At 71.1% G+C, this 16,570-nt stretch carries 2 protein-coding genes; both read right to left on the bottom strand.

Annotated elements, in window-relative coordinates; translation table 11 throughout:
* A partial coding sequence (locus tag ACF8NF_RS19040; RefSeq protein ID WP_392451035.1) for an amino acid adenylation domain-containing protein occupies positions 1-6,641 on the bottom strand: 6,641 nt, incomplete at its 3' end.
* Positions 6,641-16,561 carry an amino acid adenylation domain-containing protein gene (locus tag ACF8NF_RS19035; RefSeq protein ID WP_392451034.1) on the bottom strand — a complete coding sequence of 3,307 codons (9,921 nt, stop codon included), beginning with the start codon at positions 16,559-16,561 and terminating at the stop codon, positions 6,641-6,643. The genes ACF8NF_RS19040 and ACF8NF_RS19035, both read right to left, overlap by 1 nt.
* Positions 16,562-16,570: the final 9 nt, after the last annotated feature.

The following is a 16,570-nucleotide window of genomic DNA, read 5'->3' as shown; positions in this document are numbered from 1 at the left end:
GTCAGCATGTCGGGCGTGATGGCCGTGCAGCCTTCGGGGATGCCGTTGGGCGGCACCTGCACCTCATGCCGGGGCAGGCCCTGCTCGCGGCGCAGCGCCAGTGCCAGATCCGCCAGCCGGGGGTGCTGGAACAGCGTGCGCACCTGCGTCACCCAGCCCTGGGCGCGCATGCGCTCCAGCAGCTTCAGGGCCAGCAGCGAGTGCCCGCCCAGCTCAAAGAAATGGTCCTGGCGCCCCACGCGCTCCACGCCCAGCACCTCGCTCCAGAGTGCGGCCAGACGCTGCTCGCCGTCGCCCACGGGCGCCTCGTAGTGCAGGCTGGCCAGCAGTTCTGGCTCGGGCAAGGCGGCCCTGTCCACCTTGCCGTTGGCATTCAGGGGAAGGCGGTCCAGCACCATGATGGCGGCCGGCACCATGTAGTCCGGCAGTTCAAGGGCCAGGCGCTCGCGCAGTTCGGTCGCCGTGACCTGCTGCCCTTCATGCGCCGAGACATAGGCCGCCAGGTGCATGCCCGCCGGACCCTTGCGGGCCACAACCACGGACTCCCGCACCTGGGGCTGGGCCAGCAGCCGGGCCTCGATCTCGCCCAGCTCGATGCGAAAGCCCCGGATCTTCACCTGGTGGTCCAGGCGCCCCAGGTACTCCAGTTGGCCTTCGTCGTTCCAGCGCACCAGGTCGCCCGTGCGGTACAGGCGGCCGCCGCCCTGGTCGAACGGGTCGGCGACGAAGCGCTCGGCGCTCAGGCCGGGCCGGCCCAGGTAGCCCTGCGCCAGCGCCTGCCCGCCCAGATAGAGTTCGCCGGCCACGCCTGCGGGAACCAGTCCCAGATCCTGGCCCAGCACCAGGGCCTTGGTCGCGCTGACGGGGCGGCCGATGGGGACCGGGCTGCGGCCATCGTCGCGGCAGGTCCAGTGCGTCACGTGGATGGCGGCCTCGGTGGGGCCATAGAGGTTTTGCAGGCTGACGCCGTGCAGGCGGCGCAGGGCCTCGCGCTGTGTCTCGGCCGGCATGGCCTCGCCGCCGCAGATCACATAGCGCAGGCGAGTCTCCTCCTCGATGCCTTCATGGGCCAGAAACGCCTGCAGCATGGCCGGCACGAAGTTCAGCGTGGTGATCTGGTGGCGGCGGATCAGCGCGACGATGCGCTCGGGATCGCGGTGGTCGCCGGGCCGGGCCACCACCAGGCGCACGCCCGCCGTCAGCGGCCAGAAGATTTCCCAGGCCGAGACATCGAAGCCGAAGGCCGCCTTGTGCAGCACCGCGTCGGCCCGCGTGAGCCGGTAGTGGTCCTGCATCCAGGCCATGCAATTGGACAGCGCGGCATGCCGGTTGGCCGCCCCCTTGGGCCGACCGGTGGAGCCCGATGTGTAGATCACATAGGCCAGATGGTCGCCATGGACCGCCACGCCGGGATTGTGGTCAGGCCCTGCGTCCAGGTCCAGGCCGTCGAGCTCGACCACGTTCAGCGCCTGCGCGAACGGCAGGCGGTCGCGTGCCTTGCGCTCGGTCAGCAGCAGGGCAATGCCGCTGTCCTGGGCAATGTAGGCCAGGCGGTCCACCGGGTACTCCATGTCCAGCGGCACGTAGGCGCCGCCGGCCTTGAGCACCGCCAGCAGTCCCGCCACCATGTCCACCGAGCGCTCCAGCGCAACGCCCACGCGCACGTCCGGCCCCACGCCCAGGGCCATCAGCCGATGGGCCAGCCGGTTGGCACGGGCGTTGAGCCGGGCCGAGGTCAGCGCCTCGTCGCCATGGACCAGGCAAACGGCATCGGGCTGCTCCCGCACGCGGGCCTCGAATTCCCGGTGCACGGGCAGGGCCTCGGGATGGGCCTTTCCATTGAGGCTCCACTGCAGCAGCCTGTCCCGTTCATGCGCGGGCAGCACCGCAATCGCGGTCACGGGCTGGCCGGGGTGGCGCGCCAGGGCATCGGCCAGGCCGTCCAGCGCCTCGTGCATGTAGCCGCACATGCTGTGGGCATTCACCGCATCGATCACATGCGCGATCAGCGTGAAGCCCTCGCCCGTGTCGTTGACCGACAGGCCGAACGGGAAGTTGGTGCGCTCGTGGCTTTGCAGTATCTGCACGCCGCTCCAGGCATCGCCAGCGTCCGCGTCCTGCAGCGCCGTGTGCCGGTAGTTGAGCAGGGCCGTGAACAGCGGCGCCCCGCCGGCCAGGCCGCTGCAGGACTGGGCCATCGACAGGCTGGCGTGCTCGTGCTGCAGCAGGTCCGTCAGCGTGGCCTGGGTCTGGCGCAGGGCCTGGGCCACGCTACATCCGGCCAGGCGAACGCGCAGCGGCAGCGTGTTGATGAACATGCCCAGCGCGCGGGCCGCGCCCTGCTGGGCCTGCATGCGGCCAAACAGCACGGTGCCGAACACCACGTCGTCCCTGCCGCTGGTCCTGGCCAGCACCAGGGCCCAGGCCAGGTGGAACAGCGCGGCGGCGCTGACGCCGTGGCGCCGGGACTGCTGCCGCAACCGGGCGGCAAGGCCGCCGTCAAGCACCTGCCGCACCTCGTTCGTGCGCGCTCCGTCGCCCTGGACATCCAGCAGCCCGAAGGGCGCCGTGGGCTCCTGCACATCGCCCAGCATGGTGCGGAAAAACGCCTCATGCCCGGCCATGCCCTCGCCCGAGCGCGCCTGGGCCACGAACTGGCGGAACGGCAGCGGCCGGGGCAGCGCGCTGGAGCGGCCCTGCTGGATCAGCGCGATCTCACCGATCACCTGCTTGAGCGTGGTGTTGTCGTCCACCATGTGGTGGGCCAGGATCTGCAGCAGCCAGCGCTGGCCCGGCGCGTCGTGCGCGGCCACCAGGTGGATCAGCGGCGCCTTGCGCAGGTCGATGCGGTAGCCGTGGGCGCAGGCGGCCAGCCGGGCCAGCGCGTCCTGCGATGGTGCCGCTGTTCCGCCCTCCTCCAGCCAGGACAGCGGCAGGCGGGCCTGCCGGCAGACGACCTGCACGGGCGTCGCCAGGCCCTCCCAGAACACGGCCGTGCGCAGGATGTCATGCCGCGCGACCACCTGGTCAAAGCTCTCGGCAAACCGCTGCAGCCGCTCGCGCGAGTCGAAGCTCAGCGTGTGCGAGGTGACATAGGCATCGCCCTCGGACTGCAGCAGGTGGTGGAACAGAATCCCCTCCTGCAGCGGCGCCAGCGGGTAGATGTCCTGGATGTTGGCCGCACCTCCCGGCACCGCCGCGGCAATGCGAGCAATCTCCACCTCATCCAGCGCCACCAGGGTCAGCATGTCCGGCGTGATCGCCGTGCAGCCTTCGGGGATGCCATTGGGCGGCACGTCGATCTCGCCGGCCACCTGCGCCCCTTGCTCACCCTGCGGCTCCTGCTGTTCCTCCAGTACCGCCTGCGCAAACTCCGCCAGCCCCGGATGCTGGAACAGCGTGCGCACCTGCACGCGCAGGCCCTGGGCGCGCACGCGCTCCAGCAGGCCCAGGGCGAGCAGCGAATGCCCGCCCAGTTCAAAGAAGCCGTCCTGCCGGCCCACGCGATCCACGCCCAGCACGTCCGCCCAGATCTGCGCCAGCGTTTCTTCCAACTCGCCCTGTGGTGCCTCGTATTGCTGGGCGCTGACCATCTCCGGCTCGGGCAGCGCCTTGCGGTCCACCTTGCCGTTGGCAGTCAGCGGCAGGGCTTCGAGCACGACGATGGCCGAGGGCACCATGTAGTCGGGCAGCGCATGGCCCAGGCGCTGCTTGATCTGGCTTTCCTCCACCGCGTCACGCAGGGAGACATAGGCGATCAGCCTTGCGCCCTCCTTGGCCAGCACCACCGCCTCGCGCACCTCGGGCTGGGCCAGCAGTTGCGACTGCACCTCGCCCAGCTCGATGCGGAAGCCCCGGATCTTGACCTGCTGGTCGGCACGGCCCAGGTATTCGAGTTCGCCCTGAGCGTTCCAGCGCACCAGATCGCCCGTGCGGTACAGGCGCTCGCCCGTCTCGCTGAACGGGTTGGCAACGAAGCGCTCTGCCGTCAGTCCTTGCCTGTTGAGATAGCCGCGTGCCAAGCCCTCGCCCGCCACGAACAGCTCCCCGGCCACGCCCTGCGGCAGCAGGTTCAGGCTGCCATCGAGCACATACAGGCCCAGGTCTGGAATCGCCACGCCAACAGGGCTGCGACCACCCTCCAGATCCGCCTTGGTGATCTGCCGGTACGTCACATGCACCGTGGTCTCGGTGATGCCGTACATGTTGATGAGCTGCGGGGCCTGCTCGCCAAAGCGCTCGAACCAGGGCCGCAGGCTCTCGGGCTCCAGCGCCTCGCCGCCGAAGACCACATGGCGCAGCGCCAGGCCAGCACTGCCTTCTTCATCCTGCTCCACCGCATGCGCCAGCTGCCCGAAGGCCGAGGGTGTTTGATTGAGAACCGTTACGCGCTCCGCAGCCAGCAAGGCCAGGAAGTCCTGGGGCGAGCGGCTGACCCAGTACGGCACCACCACCAGCCGGCCGCCCGTGCACAGGGCGCCAAAGATCTCCCAGACCGAGAAGTCGAAGGCGTAGGAGTGGAACAGGGTCCAGACATCGTCCGGGCCGAAGCCGAACCAGGCATCGGTGGCGTCCAGCAGCCGTGCCACGTTGCGGTGGCTCAGTTGCGCGCCCTTGGGACGGCCCGTGGAGCCCGAGGTGTAGATCACATAGGCCAGGCTGTCCGGGTTCACATCGACCTGCGGATCGGTATCGGGTTCGTCCGACAGGTCCAGCATGTCGATCTCCAGCACCTGCAGCGCAGCAGCGCCCGGGAGGCGCTCACGCACCGCAGCCTGCGTCAGCACCAGAGAGATCCCGCTGTCGGCCACCATGTGCGCCAGCCGGTCGGCAGGGTAATCCGGGTCCAGCGGCACATAGGCGCCACCGGCCTTGAGGATGGCCAGCAGGCCGACCACCATCTCCACCGAGCGCTGCATGGCGATGCCCACGCGCGTCTCCGGCCGCACGCCCAGGGCGATGAGGCGGTGGGCCAGGCGGTTGGCCCGGGCGTCGAGTTCGGCGTAGGTCAGTCGTGCGGACTCGCAGGTCAGCGCCACCGCATCCGGCCGCTGCTGCGCGCTTGTGGCAAAGCGCTGGTGCAGGCAGGCGGGCTGCGCAGGGTTGAGGGCAGGTCCATTGCGGGTACTGCGGCGCGCACTGCGGTCCAGAAGCTGCGCCTGCTCATCGCCGGGCAGCAGTTGCACCTGGTCCAGCGCGCACTGCGGCGCATGCGCCAGCGCCTGCAGCAGCAGCGACAGATGCGCGCCCATGCGCTGCACCGTGGCCGGCTCGAAGCGCTCGCGCGCATAGGCAAAGCCCAGTTGCAGGCTGCCGTTGGCGCGGCGGCTGGCGTGCAGGGTCAGCTCGAACTGGGCGGCCAGGCCGTCCAGCTCCAGCTTCTGGATCTCCAGGCCCGCCAGGCCGGCCGCCTCTTCGTGCTGGTAGTTCAGCATCACCTGGAACAGCGAGCTGCCGTCCAGGCTGCGGCGCGGCTGCAGCGCCTCGACCAGTTGCTCGTAGGGCAGGTCCTGGTGGGCCAGGCCCAGGCGGACCAGCTCGGCCAGTTGGGCCAGCAGCTCCTGCAGGCGCATGCGGGGATCGAGCCGGCCACGCATCACCAGCGTGTTGACGAAGAAGCCGACCAGCGGCTCGGCCTCGGGCTGGTTGCGGTTGGCCACGGGCACGCCCACGCGGATATCGGTCTCGGCGGTATAGCGGTGCAGCAGGGCCTGGAACCCGGCCAGCAGCGCCACGAAGAGGGAGGTGCCCTGCTCGCGGGCGCGCTGCTCCAGTCCGGCCACCAGGCTGGCGGGCAGATCCAGCCGGTGCCAGGCGGCATGCCAGCGGGTCTCGGCGCCCGGCGCGCGGGCATGGTCGGCGGGCAGTTCCAGATGCAGGTCCTGCCCCCCGGCCAGTTCGGGCAGCCAGTAGTCCAGCAGGCGCTGCCTTTCCCCGGCCTCCAGCCAGTCGCGCTGCCAGGCGGCGTAGTCGGTGTAGGCAATGGGCAGCGGCGGCAGGCGGGTCGGGCGCTGCTGCACCAGTGCCGCGTACAGGCCGGCGAACTCCTCCAGCAGGATCTGCATGGAGCGGCCGTCGGAGATGATGTGGTGCATCACCACCACCAGCAGGTGCTGGCGGCTGTCCAGGCGGACGGCGGCCACGCGCAGCAGCGGTCCGCGCGTCAGGTCAAAGGGCGTGAGGCACAGGCGCGAGGCTTCGGCCAGGGCCCGTTCGCGCCGCTGTGCGGCAGGCAAGGGGGTCAGGTCGATCAGCGGCAGCTCCAGGGCCAGCTGCGGCACGATGCGCTGCCGCGCCAGGCCGTCGGGGCTTTCCTCGAACACCGTGCGCAGTCCGCCGTGGCGCTCCAGCAGCACGCCGAACGCCTGCCGCAGGGCCGCCAGATCCAGCTCGCCATGCATCCACGAGGCCTGGGCGATGTGGTAGGCCGAGCTTTGCGGGTCCAGCTTCCACAGGAACCACTGGCGCAGCTGCGCATGGGACAGGGCTTCGGTCTGGTCGGGCGATGGTGCGCGCACCGGGATGGGGAAATGCGAGAGATCCAGTCCCTCGGCCCGGATCTTTTGCAATGCCAGCGTGCGCTGGGCAGGGCCCAGGCTTGCAAAGCGCTCGGCGATTTGGCGCAGGCGGCCACGGTCCATCAGATATCTCCCAGAGTTTCGAGAAAGGAATCCAGCGCATCGAGCGCCTGCGCATCCGCGCCTGTCGTGCCTGTTGCACCCGCAGCACCCGCAGCACCCGCGCTGCCATGGGCTGGCAGGCGCACCAGGCCTGCCATGTCCTGCAGCACCGGGGTGCGGAAAATGTCCTGGGCGGTCAGCCCCGCTGCGCCTGCTCCCTGCAGCCGCGCCAGCAGTTGCACCACCTTGAGCGAGTGCCCGCCGCGCTCGAAGAAGCTGTCGCGGCGGTCCACGCGGCCACCGCCCAGCAGCTCGGACCAGAGCCCGGCCAGCATTTCCTCGGCCTGCCCCGAAGGCGCCTCGTAGGACGGGCCGGCCGGCACCTGAGCCGCAGGCAGCGCGGCACGGTCCACCTTGCCGCTGTTGTTCAGCGGCAGCGTGTCCAGCACCACGATGGCGGACGGCAGCATGTAGTCGGGCAGGCCGCTGGCCAGTCTTGCGCGCAGTGCCGCAGCGTCCAGGGGAGGGCCTGCATGTAGCGATACATGCGCCACAAGGCGCGTATCACTGCCGCCCCCCGCTGCCGTGACCACGGCCTCGCGCACCTCGGGCTGGGCCAGCAGTGCGGCCTCCACCTCGCCCAGCTCGATGCGGTGGCCGCGGATCTTGACCTGGTGGTCCAGCCGGCCCAGGTATTCGAGCGCGCCATCGGCATTGCGGCGCACCAGGTCGCCCGTGCGGTACAGGCGTTCGCCAGCCGCGCCCGGTCCCGCGAAAGGATCGGCCACAAAACGCTCTGCGCTCAGGCCCGGCCGCTGCCAGTAGCCGCGCGCCAGGCCCTGGCCGCCAATGAACAACTCACCGGCCACGCCTTGCGGCACGCAGCGCAGTCCTTCGTCAAGCACCAGCAGCCGGGTGGCCGCGATGGCCTGGCCCAGCGTGGCGGCATCGCCCTGCACCTGCTGCAGGCTGGACCAGATCGTGGTCTCGGTCGGGCCGTAGAGGTTCCAGAGGTCCACGCCCGTCGCGCGCAGCAGGGCGATCAGGTCCGGCGCAAGCGCCTCGCCGCCGCACAGCGCCTTCAGGGGCCGTGCCGCCTTCCAGCCACCGGCCAGCAGCAGGCGCCAGCCCGAGGGCGTGGCCTGCATCACGCTGGCGCGGCTGCGCTCCAGCAGCGCCGCCAGCGCGGCCGCGTCGCGCACCTGTTCGCGCCCGGCCACCACCAGCTGCGCGCCCACGGCCAGGGGCAGGAAGATCTCCAGGCCCGCAATGTCGAAGGACACGGAGGTCGTGGCCAGCACCACGTCCTGCGCCTGCAGGCCCGGCTGTGCCGCCATGGACTGCAGGAAGTTGGAGAAGGCCGCATGGCGCACCACCACGCCCTTGGGCCGGCCGGTGGAGCCCGAGGTGTAGATCACATAGGCGGCCTGGTCGCCATGCACCTCGACGCGGGGCGCGCGTTCCGTGCCTGCCTGCGGCCCTGGCTCCCTTGCCTCCACTGCCTCCAGCGCCTCCAGTTCCAGCACCTTCGGCACGCTGGCGGCGAGCACGGCCAGCCGGCCCGGCGCCAGGCCCGAGGCCAGCACCAGGCAGGCCCCGCTGTCCTGCAGCATGTACTGCATGCGCTCATCGGGCAGGGCCGGATCGACGGGCACGTAGGCGGCGCCCGCCTTGAGGATGGCCAGCAGGCCGGCCACCATGGCGGCCCCGCGCTCGGCCACCAGGCCCGCGCGCTGCCCCGGCCGCAGCCCCTGGGCGATCAGGGCCTGCGCCAGGCGGCTGGCCCGCCAGTCCAGATCGCCGTAGCTGAACACCTGCCCGTCCGCGGCCAGGGCCGGGGCCTGGGGCCGCTGCCTTGCCTGCGCCTCGAACATGCGGTGCACCGGCAAGGCCTGCGGCCAGGAGCGGGGGTTGCAGGCCTGCGCCAGCAGCGCCTGGCGCTCGGCCGGGGGCACCACGTCCAGCGTGCGCAGGTCGCGGCCGGGCTGCTGCTGCAGCGCCTGCACCAGCGCCTGCAGGGCCTGCTGCATGTAGGCGCAGACGCGCCCGGCCCCCACGCTGCGCACCACCTGGGCGACGAGCACAAAGCCCTGGCCGTCGTCATCCACGGCCATGCCCACGGGATAGTTGCTGCGCTCGGGGCGGCCCAGCACCTGCACGCCGGCCCGGGCCAGCTCTTGCGCAGCACCCTCGGCCGCGCCATGCCGGTAGTTCAGCAATGCGCTGAACAGCGGCGTTCCCGCAGGCAGGCCGCTGCAGCGCTGGGCCAGCGACAGGCTGGCATGCTCGTGCTGCAGCAGCGCCGCAAGCGCCGCCGCCGTGCTGCGCAGGCCCTGGAGCACGCTGCCTTCGCCCAGCGGCAGCCGCAGCGGCAAGGTGTTGATGAACATGCCCAGCGCCTGCTGCGCACCGGCGCCGCCGTCCATACGGCCCATCAGCACGGTGCCGAAGACCGGCTCCTGCCTGCCGCTGGTCCGGGCCAGCACCAGCGCCCAGGCCAGGTGGCAGAGCGCGGCGGGGCTGACCCCGTGCGCACGCGCCTGGCCGCGCATGCCCTGGGCCAGTGGGGCGTCCAACCGCAGGCGGGCCTCCTCCATGCCACGGCCATCGCCTTGCACGTCCAGCAGGCCGAAGGCGGCCGTGGGCTCCTGCACATCGGCCAGCATGCGGCGGAAGAACCGCTCGTGCGCCTCGGCCGCCACGCCCTGGCGCGCCTGCGCCACAAAGCGCCGGAAGGGCACGGGCACCGGCAGCTCGGCCGCACGGCCCTGCTGGAGCCGCAGCACTTCCTGCAGCAGCAGGTCCAGCGTGATGCGGTCCATCACCAGGTGGTGACTCAGCAGCTGCAGCAGCCAGCGGCCTTGCCCGGCATCGTGCGCGGCCCGCGCCCCTATCATCGGCGCCTGCCGCACGTCCAGGCGCAGGTCGTGGCTGCGCAGTTGCTCCAGCATCTGCGGCACCAGTGCCTCATGTGCCTCATCCGCATCAGGCCACTGCAGCTGCAGCGGTGCCTGGCGCAGCACCACCTGCACGGGCTCGGACAGCCCCTCCCAGAGCACGGCCGTGCGCAGGATGTCATGGCGCGCAATCACCTGGTTGAGGCTGTGCACGAAGGATTGCAGCTGCTCGCGCGCCCCGAAGCTCAGCAGGTTGGGCGAGACGAACACATCGCCCCCGGACTGCAGCAGGTGGTGGAACAGAATCCCCTCCTGCAGCGGCGCCAGCGGGTAGATGTCCTGGATGTTGGCTGCGCCACCGGGCACCGCAGCGGCAATGCGTGCAATCTCATCTTCATCCAGCGCCACCAGGGTCAGCATGTCCGGCGTGATCGCCGTGCAGCCTTCGGGGATGCCATTGGGCGGCACGTCGATCTCGCCGGCCACCTGCGCACCTTGCTCACCCTGCTCACCCTGCTGCTCCTGCCGCACCGCCTGCGCAAACTCCGCCAGCCTCGGGTGCTGGAACAGCGTGCGCACCTGCACGCGCAGGCCCCGGGCGCGCACGCGCTCCAGCAGGCCCAGGGCCAGCAGCGAATGCCCGCCCAGCTCGAAGAAGCCGTCCTGCCGTCCCACGCGCTCCACGCCCAGCACCTCGGCCCAGATCTGCGCCAGCGTTTCTTCGAGTTCACCTTGCGGTGCCTCGTATTCCTGCGCACTCGCCATCTCCGGCTCGGGCAGCGCCTTGCGGTCCACCTTGCCGTTGGCAGTCAAAGGCAGGGCATCGAGCACGACGATGGCCGAGGGCACCATGTAGTCGGGCAGCGCCTGGCCCAGGCGCTGCTTGAGCTGGCTTTCCTCCACCGCGTCACGCAGGGAGACATAGGCGATCAGCCTTGCACCCTCCTTGGCCAAAACCACGGCCTCGCGCACCTCGGGCTGGGCCAGCAGTTGCGACTGCACCTCGCCCAGCTCGATGCGGAAGCCCCGGATCTTGACCTGCTGGTCGGCACGACCCAGGTATTCGAGTTCGCCCTGTGCACTCCAGCGCACCAGGTCGCCCGTGCGGTACAGGCGCTCGCCCGTCTCGCTGAACGGGTTGGCAATGAAGCGCTCTGCCGTCAGTCCTTGCCTGTTGAGATAGCCGCGTGCCAAGCCCTCGCCCGCCACATACAACTCTCCCGCCACACCCTGCGGCAGCAGGTTCAGGCTGCCGTCGAGCACGTACAGGCCCAGGTCCGGAATCGCCACGCCCACGGGGCTGCGTCCGCCGTCCAGATCCTTCTGGATGATCTCCCGGTACGTCACATGCACCGTGGTCTCGGTGATGCCGTACATGTTGATGAGCTGCGGGGCCTGCTCGCCAAAGCGCTCGAACCAGGGCCGCAGGCTCTCGGGCTCCAGCGCCTCGCCGCCGAAGATCACCTGGCGCAGCGCCAGGCCAGCGCCGCCCTGCTCGTTCCCATCTTCCTGCTCCACCGCATGCACCAGCTGCCCGAAGGCCGAGGGTGTTTGATTGAGAACCGTTACGCGCTCCGCACGCAGCAAGGCCAGGAAGTCCTGGGGCGACCGGCTGACCCAGTACGGCACCACCACCAGCCGGCCGCCCGTGCACAGGGCACCAAAGATCTCCCAGACCGAGAAGTCGAAGGCATAGGAATGGAACAGGGTCCAGACATCGTCAGGCCCGAAGCCGAACCAGGCATCGGTGGCGTCCAGCAGCCGTGCCACGTTGCGGTGGCTCAGTTGCGCGCCCTTGGGACGGCCCGTGGAGCCGGAGGTGTAGATCACATAGGCCAGGCTGTCCGGGCTCACATCGACCTGCGGATCGGTATCGGGTTCGCCCGACAGGTCCAGTAGGTCGATCTCCAGCACCTGCAGCGCAGCAGCGCCCGGGAGGCGCTCACGCACCACAGCCTGCGTCAGCACCAGAGAGATCCCGCTGTCGGCCACCATGTGCGCCAGCCGGTCGGCAGGGTAGTCCGGGTCCAGCGGCACATAGGCGCCACCAGCCTTGAGGATGGCCAGCAGGCCGACCACCATCTCCACCGAGCGCTGCATGGCGATGCCCACGCGTGTCTCGGGGCGCACGCCCAGGGCGATCAGACAGTGGGCCAGGCGGTTGGCCCGGGCGTCGAGTTCGGCGTAGCCGAGAACGTGGTGCTCGAAGGACAGCGCCTGCGCCCCGGCCCGCGCCAATGCCTGGCTGGCGAAGCGGCCATGCAGCGTCTGCGCTGCGGCCGGCCGGCCGGCAGGCAGGGCAGCGGTGCGGCCCCATGCCTGCTGCCTGTGCAGTTCGGCCGCGCCCAGCAAGGCGACCTCGCCCACCTTGCGGGCCGGATCATCGGCCAGCGCCTGCAGCATGGCCACATAGTGGCCGGCCAGCGCGCCGATGGTGGAAGCCTCGAACAATTCGCGGGCATAGGTCAGGCGCAGGTGCAGGCGGCCCTGCGCATCCTCGGTGGTGCCCACGGTCAGCTCGAACTGGGCGCCCTGGCCCTGCAGCGCATATTCCTGCAGCTCCAGCCCAGGCAGTTGCTGCAGCGCGCTGCGGTCCTGGCGCTGGTGGTTGAACAGCACCTGGAACAGCGGCTGGGTGCCGGCGTTGCGTTCGGGCTGCAGCGCCTCGACCAGTTGCTCGAAGGGCAGGTCCTGGTGGGCCTGCGCGCCCTGCGCGGCCTGCCGGGCCTGGTCCAGCAGCTGCGCCAGGCCCATGCGCCCGTCCAGCGTGGCGCGCAGAACCTGGGTGTTCACGAAAAAGCCCACCGTGCCCTGTGTTTCCACCCGGTGGCGGTTGGCAATGGGCACGCCCACGCGAATGTCTTCCTGGCCCGTGTAGCGGTGCAGCACGGCCTGCAGGCCGGCCAGCAGCAGCACGAACAGCGTTGCGTCCTGCGCCTGGGCGCGGCGGCGCAGGCTGCCGACCAGATCGGCCGGCAGCTGCAGGCCATGGCTGGCGGCCACATGGTCCGCGCCGGGCCGGCGCGGGTGGTCGGTGGGCAGTTGCAGCACGGGGTGCGTGTCGCCCAGCTGGGTGCGCCAGTAGGCCAGTTGCCGCTGCCGCTCGCCGGCCTCCAGCCACTGGCGCTGCCAGGCCGCGTAGTCGGCGTACTGCAGCGGCAGGGGTGCGGCCTGCGGCACCTGTCCCTGGCACCGTGCGCGGTACTGCTGCACGAATTCATCCACGATGATCTGCATGGACCAGCCGTCGGAGACGATGTGGTGCATGGCCACGACCAGCAGATGCGCCTCGGCCGACTCCCGGATCAGGCCCACGCGCAGCAGCGGCCCGGCCTGCAGGTCGAAGGGCTGGCGGTGCACGGCGGCCGCCGCCTGTTCCAGTTGTTCCTGGCGCTGCGCAGCGGGGAGTTCGGACAGATCCGTTTGCTCGACCCGCACACTGCCCTGTGCGGCGATCACCTGCACCACCTGCCCGTCCCCGCCCATGCGGAACACCGTGCGCAGCGACTCGTGGCGCGCCACCAGCGCGTCGAAGCTTTGCTGCAGCGCCAGCACGTCGAGCGTGCCCAGCAGACGCAGCGCGCCGCTGATGTGATAGGCCGTACCGGCCGGCTCCAGCTGCCACAGGAACCACTGGCGCAATTGCGCAAAGGACAGCGGCAGCGGGCCACTGCGGTCGGCCCTGGGCAGGGGCGCCGTGCCTTCGGTCTGCTCGGCGCCGGCAACCGGCCCCTCCACCAGCCGTGCCACACCCGCTGGCGTCTTGCCCGTGAACAGCTGCTTGGGCGTGAGCTTGACGCCGCGCTTGCGGGCGCGCGCCACCAGCTTGAGCGCGAGGATGGAGTCCCCGCCCAGCGCGAAGAAGTCGTCATGCCGGCCCGCGCGCTCCAGGCCGAAGAGGTCGGCCCAGACGGCGGCCAGCGCCTGCTCGGCCTCGCCTTGGGGCGCCTCGAAAAGATCGGCGGCCGCCTGCTCCGGCACGGGCAGGGCCTTGCGGTCGATCTTGCCGTTGGCCGTCAGGGGCATGCCTTCCAGCACGGTGATGCTGGCGGGGACCATGTATTCGGGCAGCGCCTGCGCCAGCGCGGCGGCCCACCCCGGCCTGTCGGCGGGCACGCCCGCCTGGGGCACGGCATAGGCATGCAACTGCATGCGCCCGTCGCCGCCCCCATCCCCATTCCCATTCCCATCCAGCCGCGCCACGACTTCGGCCTGGGCCACGCCGGGCACGGCCTGCAGCGCCAGCGCCACCTCGCGCAGCTCCACGCGGTAGCCGCGCACCTTCACCTGGTCGTCCATGCGGCCCAGGAACTGCAGGCCGCCATCGGCCAGCATGGTCACGCGGTCGCCCGTGCGGTACAGGCGCTCGCCCGGCTGGAACGGGCTGGCCACGAAGCGCTCTGCCGTCTGCCCGGGCCGGGCCTGGTAGCCGCGCGCCAGGCCCGGCCCGCCCAGGTACAGCTCGCCGCTGGCGCCCCGAGGCACGGGCTGCAGGTCGGCATCCAGCACCAGGGCGCGGCTATTGGCCAGCGGCCTGCCCACGGGCAGGCTTTCGCCGCCGCGCAGCGCCTCGTCCGCCTCCTGGGTGAGGATGCCCACCGTGGTTTCGGTGGGGCCGTAATGGTTGAGCACGCGGCAGCCGGGCCTGAGCGCGGCAATGCGGTCGATCAGCGGCCAGCGCGTGGCCTCGCCGCCCAGCACCAGGCGGCTGGCAGGCAGCACGTCAGCGGGCATGCCGGCATTCAGCAGCCCCTGCAGATGGCTGGGCACGATCTTGAGCACGTCCACGCGGTGCTCTGCCATGTAGCGCGCGAAGCCGTCGGGGTCGAAGGCCAGTTCGGGCGCCATCAGATGCAGCGCGCGCCCCGAGCACAGCGCGCCGAACAGCACGGTGTGCCCCAGGTCCGCAGCCACGGTCGAGACCATGGCCATGCTGCGCGCCGCACCGGGCAGGTCCAGCCGCTGCAGCACGGCCTGCACATAGTGGGCCAGCGCCCCGTGGCTGACGACCACGCCCTTGGGCTGCCCGGTCGAGCCCGAGGTGTAGATCACATAGGCGCCCTGTGCGGAATGCGGCGGCGCAGCCGGCGGCGCCTGCCCCGCAATGCACGGGTCCTGGCAGGCATTCGGGTCCAGGCTCAACACGGGAACGCCCGCGTCCCAGGCGGGCGCCTGCTGGCAGAGCATCAGCACCGCGCCGCTGTCGCGCAGCTGCCAGGCCAGCCGCTGCGCCGGCAGGCCGGGGTCCAGGGGCACATAGGTGCCACCGGCCTTGAGCACGGCGAGCAGGCCCAGCACAAAGGCGCAGCTGCGCTCGGCATGCAGGGCCACGCGCACATCGGCCCCCACGCCGCGCGCCACCAGGGCCCGGGCCAGCTGGTCGGACTGCCGGTCCAGCTGTGAATAGTCCAGGGCCGAGCCCGCGTCCCTGACCGCCGTGCCATCGGGCTGGGCCTGCACGGCGCGCGACCACAGCTGCAGCACGCTGTCGGCGCCAAAGGCCTGCACCGGGCCTGCAGACTCCGACACGCGGCCTGGCAGTGACAGTTCGCCCAGCCTGGGCTGCCTGTCGCTGATTGCGCCGCTGACCTGCCGCGCAAGGTCCTGGAACGCGGCGGCCATGTCGCGCACCACGGCTTGGTCGAACAGTTCATCGGCGTAGATCAGCACGCAGTCGATGCCGTCCTGCCGGTCGGTGAAGTCCAGGCTGAGGTCGAAATGCGCCTGGCCGCTGGAGACGGCCTGCATGGCGATCTCCAGGCCGGCGATGTGGCGCGCGGCCGAGGCATCCTCCTGCTGGGTGCACTTGACCTGGAACAGCGGGTGAACGCCCGGCTGGCGGGCCGGCTGCAGCGCCTCGACCAGCAGGTGGAACGGCAGGTCCTGGTGGGCCTGCGCGCCCAGCACCGCCTCGCGCACCTGCGCCAGCAGCGCGCCGAAGTCCTGCGCGGGATCGATGTGCGTGCGCAGCACCAGCAGGTTCAGGAAGTAGCCGATCAGCCCATGCGTCTCGGCCTTCTGGCGGTTGGCCACGGGCGTACCCACGCGCAGCTCGCGCGTTCCGCTGAAGCGGTACAGCACCAGCTTGAGCAGGGCCAGCATCACCATGAACAGCGAGGCGCCATGCGCGCGGCCCAGGGCGCGCACGCGGGTGGCCAGCGCGGCGGGCAGCGTGAACTCCAGGCGCTGCTCCTGTGCCTCCTGCACGGCCGCCCTGGCCTGCTTCATCGGCAGGGCCAAGGCCTCGTGCTCGGTGCCCAGCCGGGCGCGCCAGTAGACCAGCTGCCGCTCGCGCTCACCGGCATCGAACCAGCGGCGCTGCCAGACGGCGTAGTCGGCGAACTGCAGGGCCATGGCCGGCAGGCGCGATGGCTGCTGCGTGCGCAGGGCCTCGTACAGGTGGAACAGTTCCTCGACCACGATGCCGTTGGACCAGCCATCGCCAGCAATGTGGTGCAGCGACAGGCCCAGCACATGCTCCTGCGCGCCCAGCCGGCACAGGACGGCGCGCAATGGCGTTTCCGTATCCAGCGCAAAGGGCTGGCGGGCCAGCAGCAGTACCTGGCGCTGGGCCTCGGCCTGCGGATCGCCGTCCGTCCATGCGCCCAGATCGACGTGGCGCAGGGGCACGGGCGCGGCGGGCTGGATGGACTGCCGGGGCTCGCCGTCCTCGCCGGCCGGATAGCAGGTGCGCAGGATCTCGTGGCGCTCGGCCAGGGCCTGCAGCGCCTGCTCCAGCGCCAGCGCATCCAGCGGCCCCTTGAGCGACAGCGATCCCACCATGTTGTAGGCGGGGCTGGCGGGCTCCAGCCGCCAGGTGAGCCAGAGGCTGCGCTGCGCGGGGGACAGGGCAATGGCCAGCGTGCGGTCGCAGCGGGTGATGGTGTGGGCCGTGTTGCGGGTGTCGCCGTTCGGCAGGCCACCTGCGCCACCTGCGTCGGATGCAGCGGGTGCGCCGGATGCACCCCGAAGCCTCAGGGCCAGTGCGGCGCGCTGCGCATCGGACAGGCGGGACTTGCGGGAATCGAGATCGTTCAGGGACATGGTGGTCTT

This window comes from Delftia sp. WSY_22, from assembly GCF_043104185.1.
Classification (GTDB): Bacteria; Pseudomonadota; Gammaproteobacteria; order Burkholderiales; family Burkholderiaceae_C; genus Comamonas; species Comamonas tsuruhatensis.
This window is presented reverse-complemented; position numbering and strand designations above follow the sequence as displayed.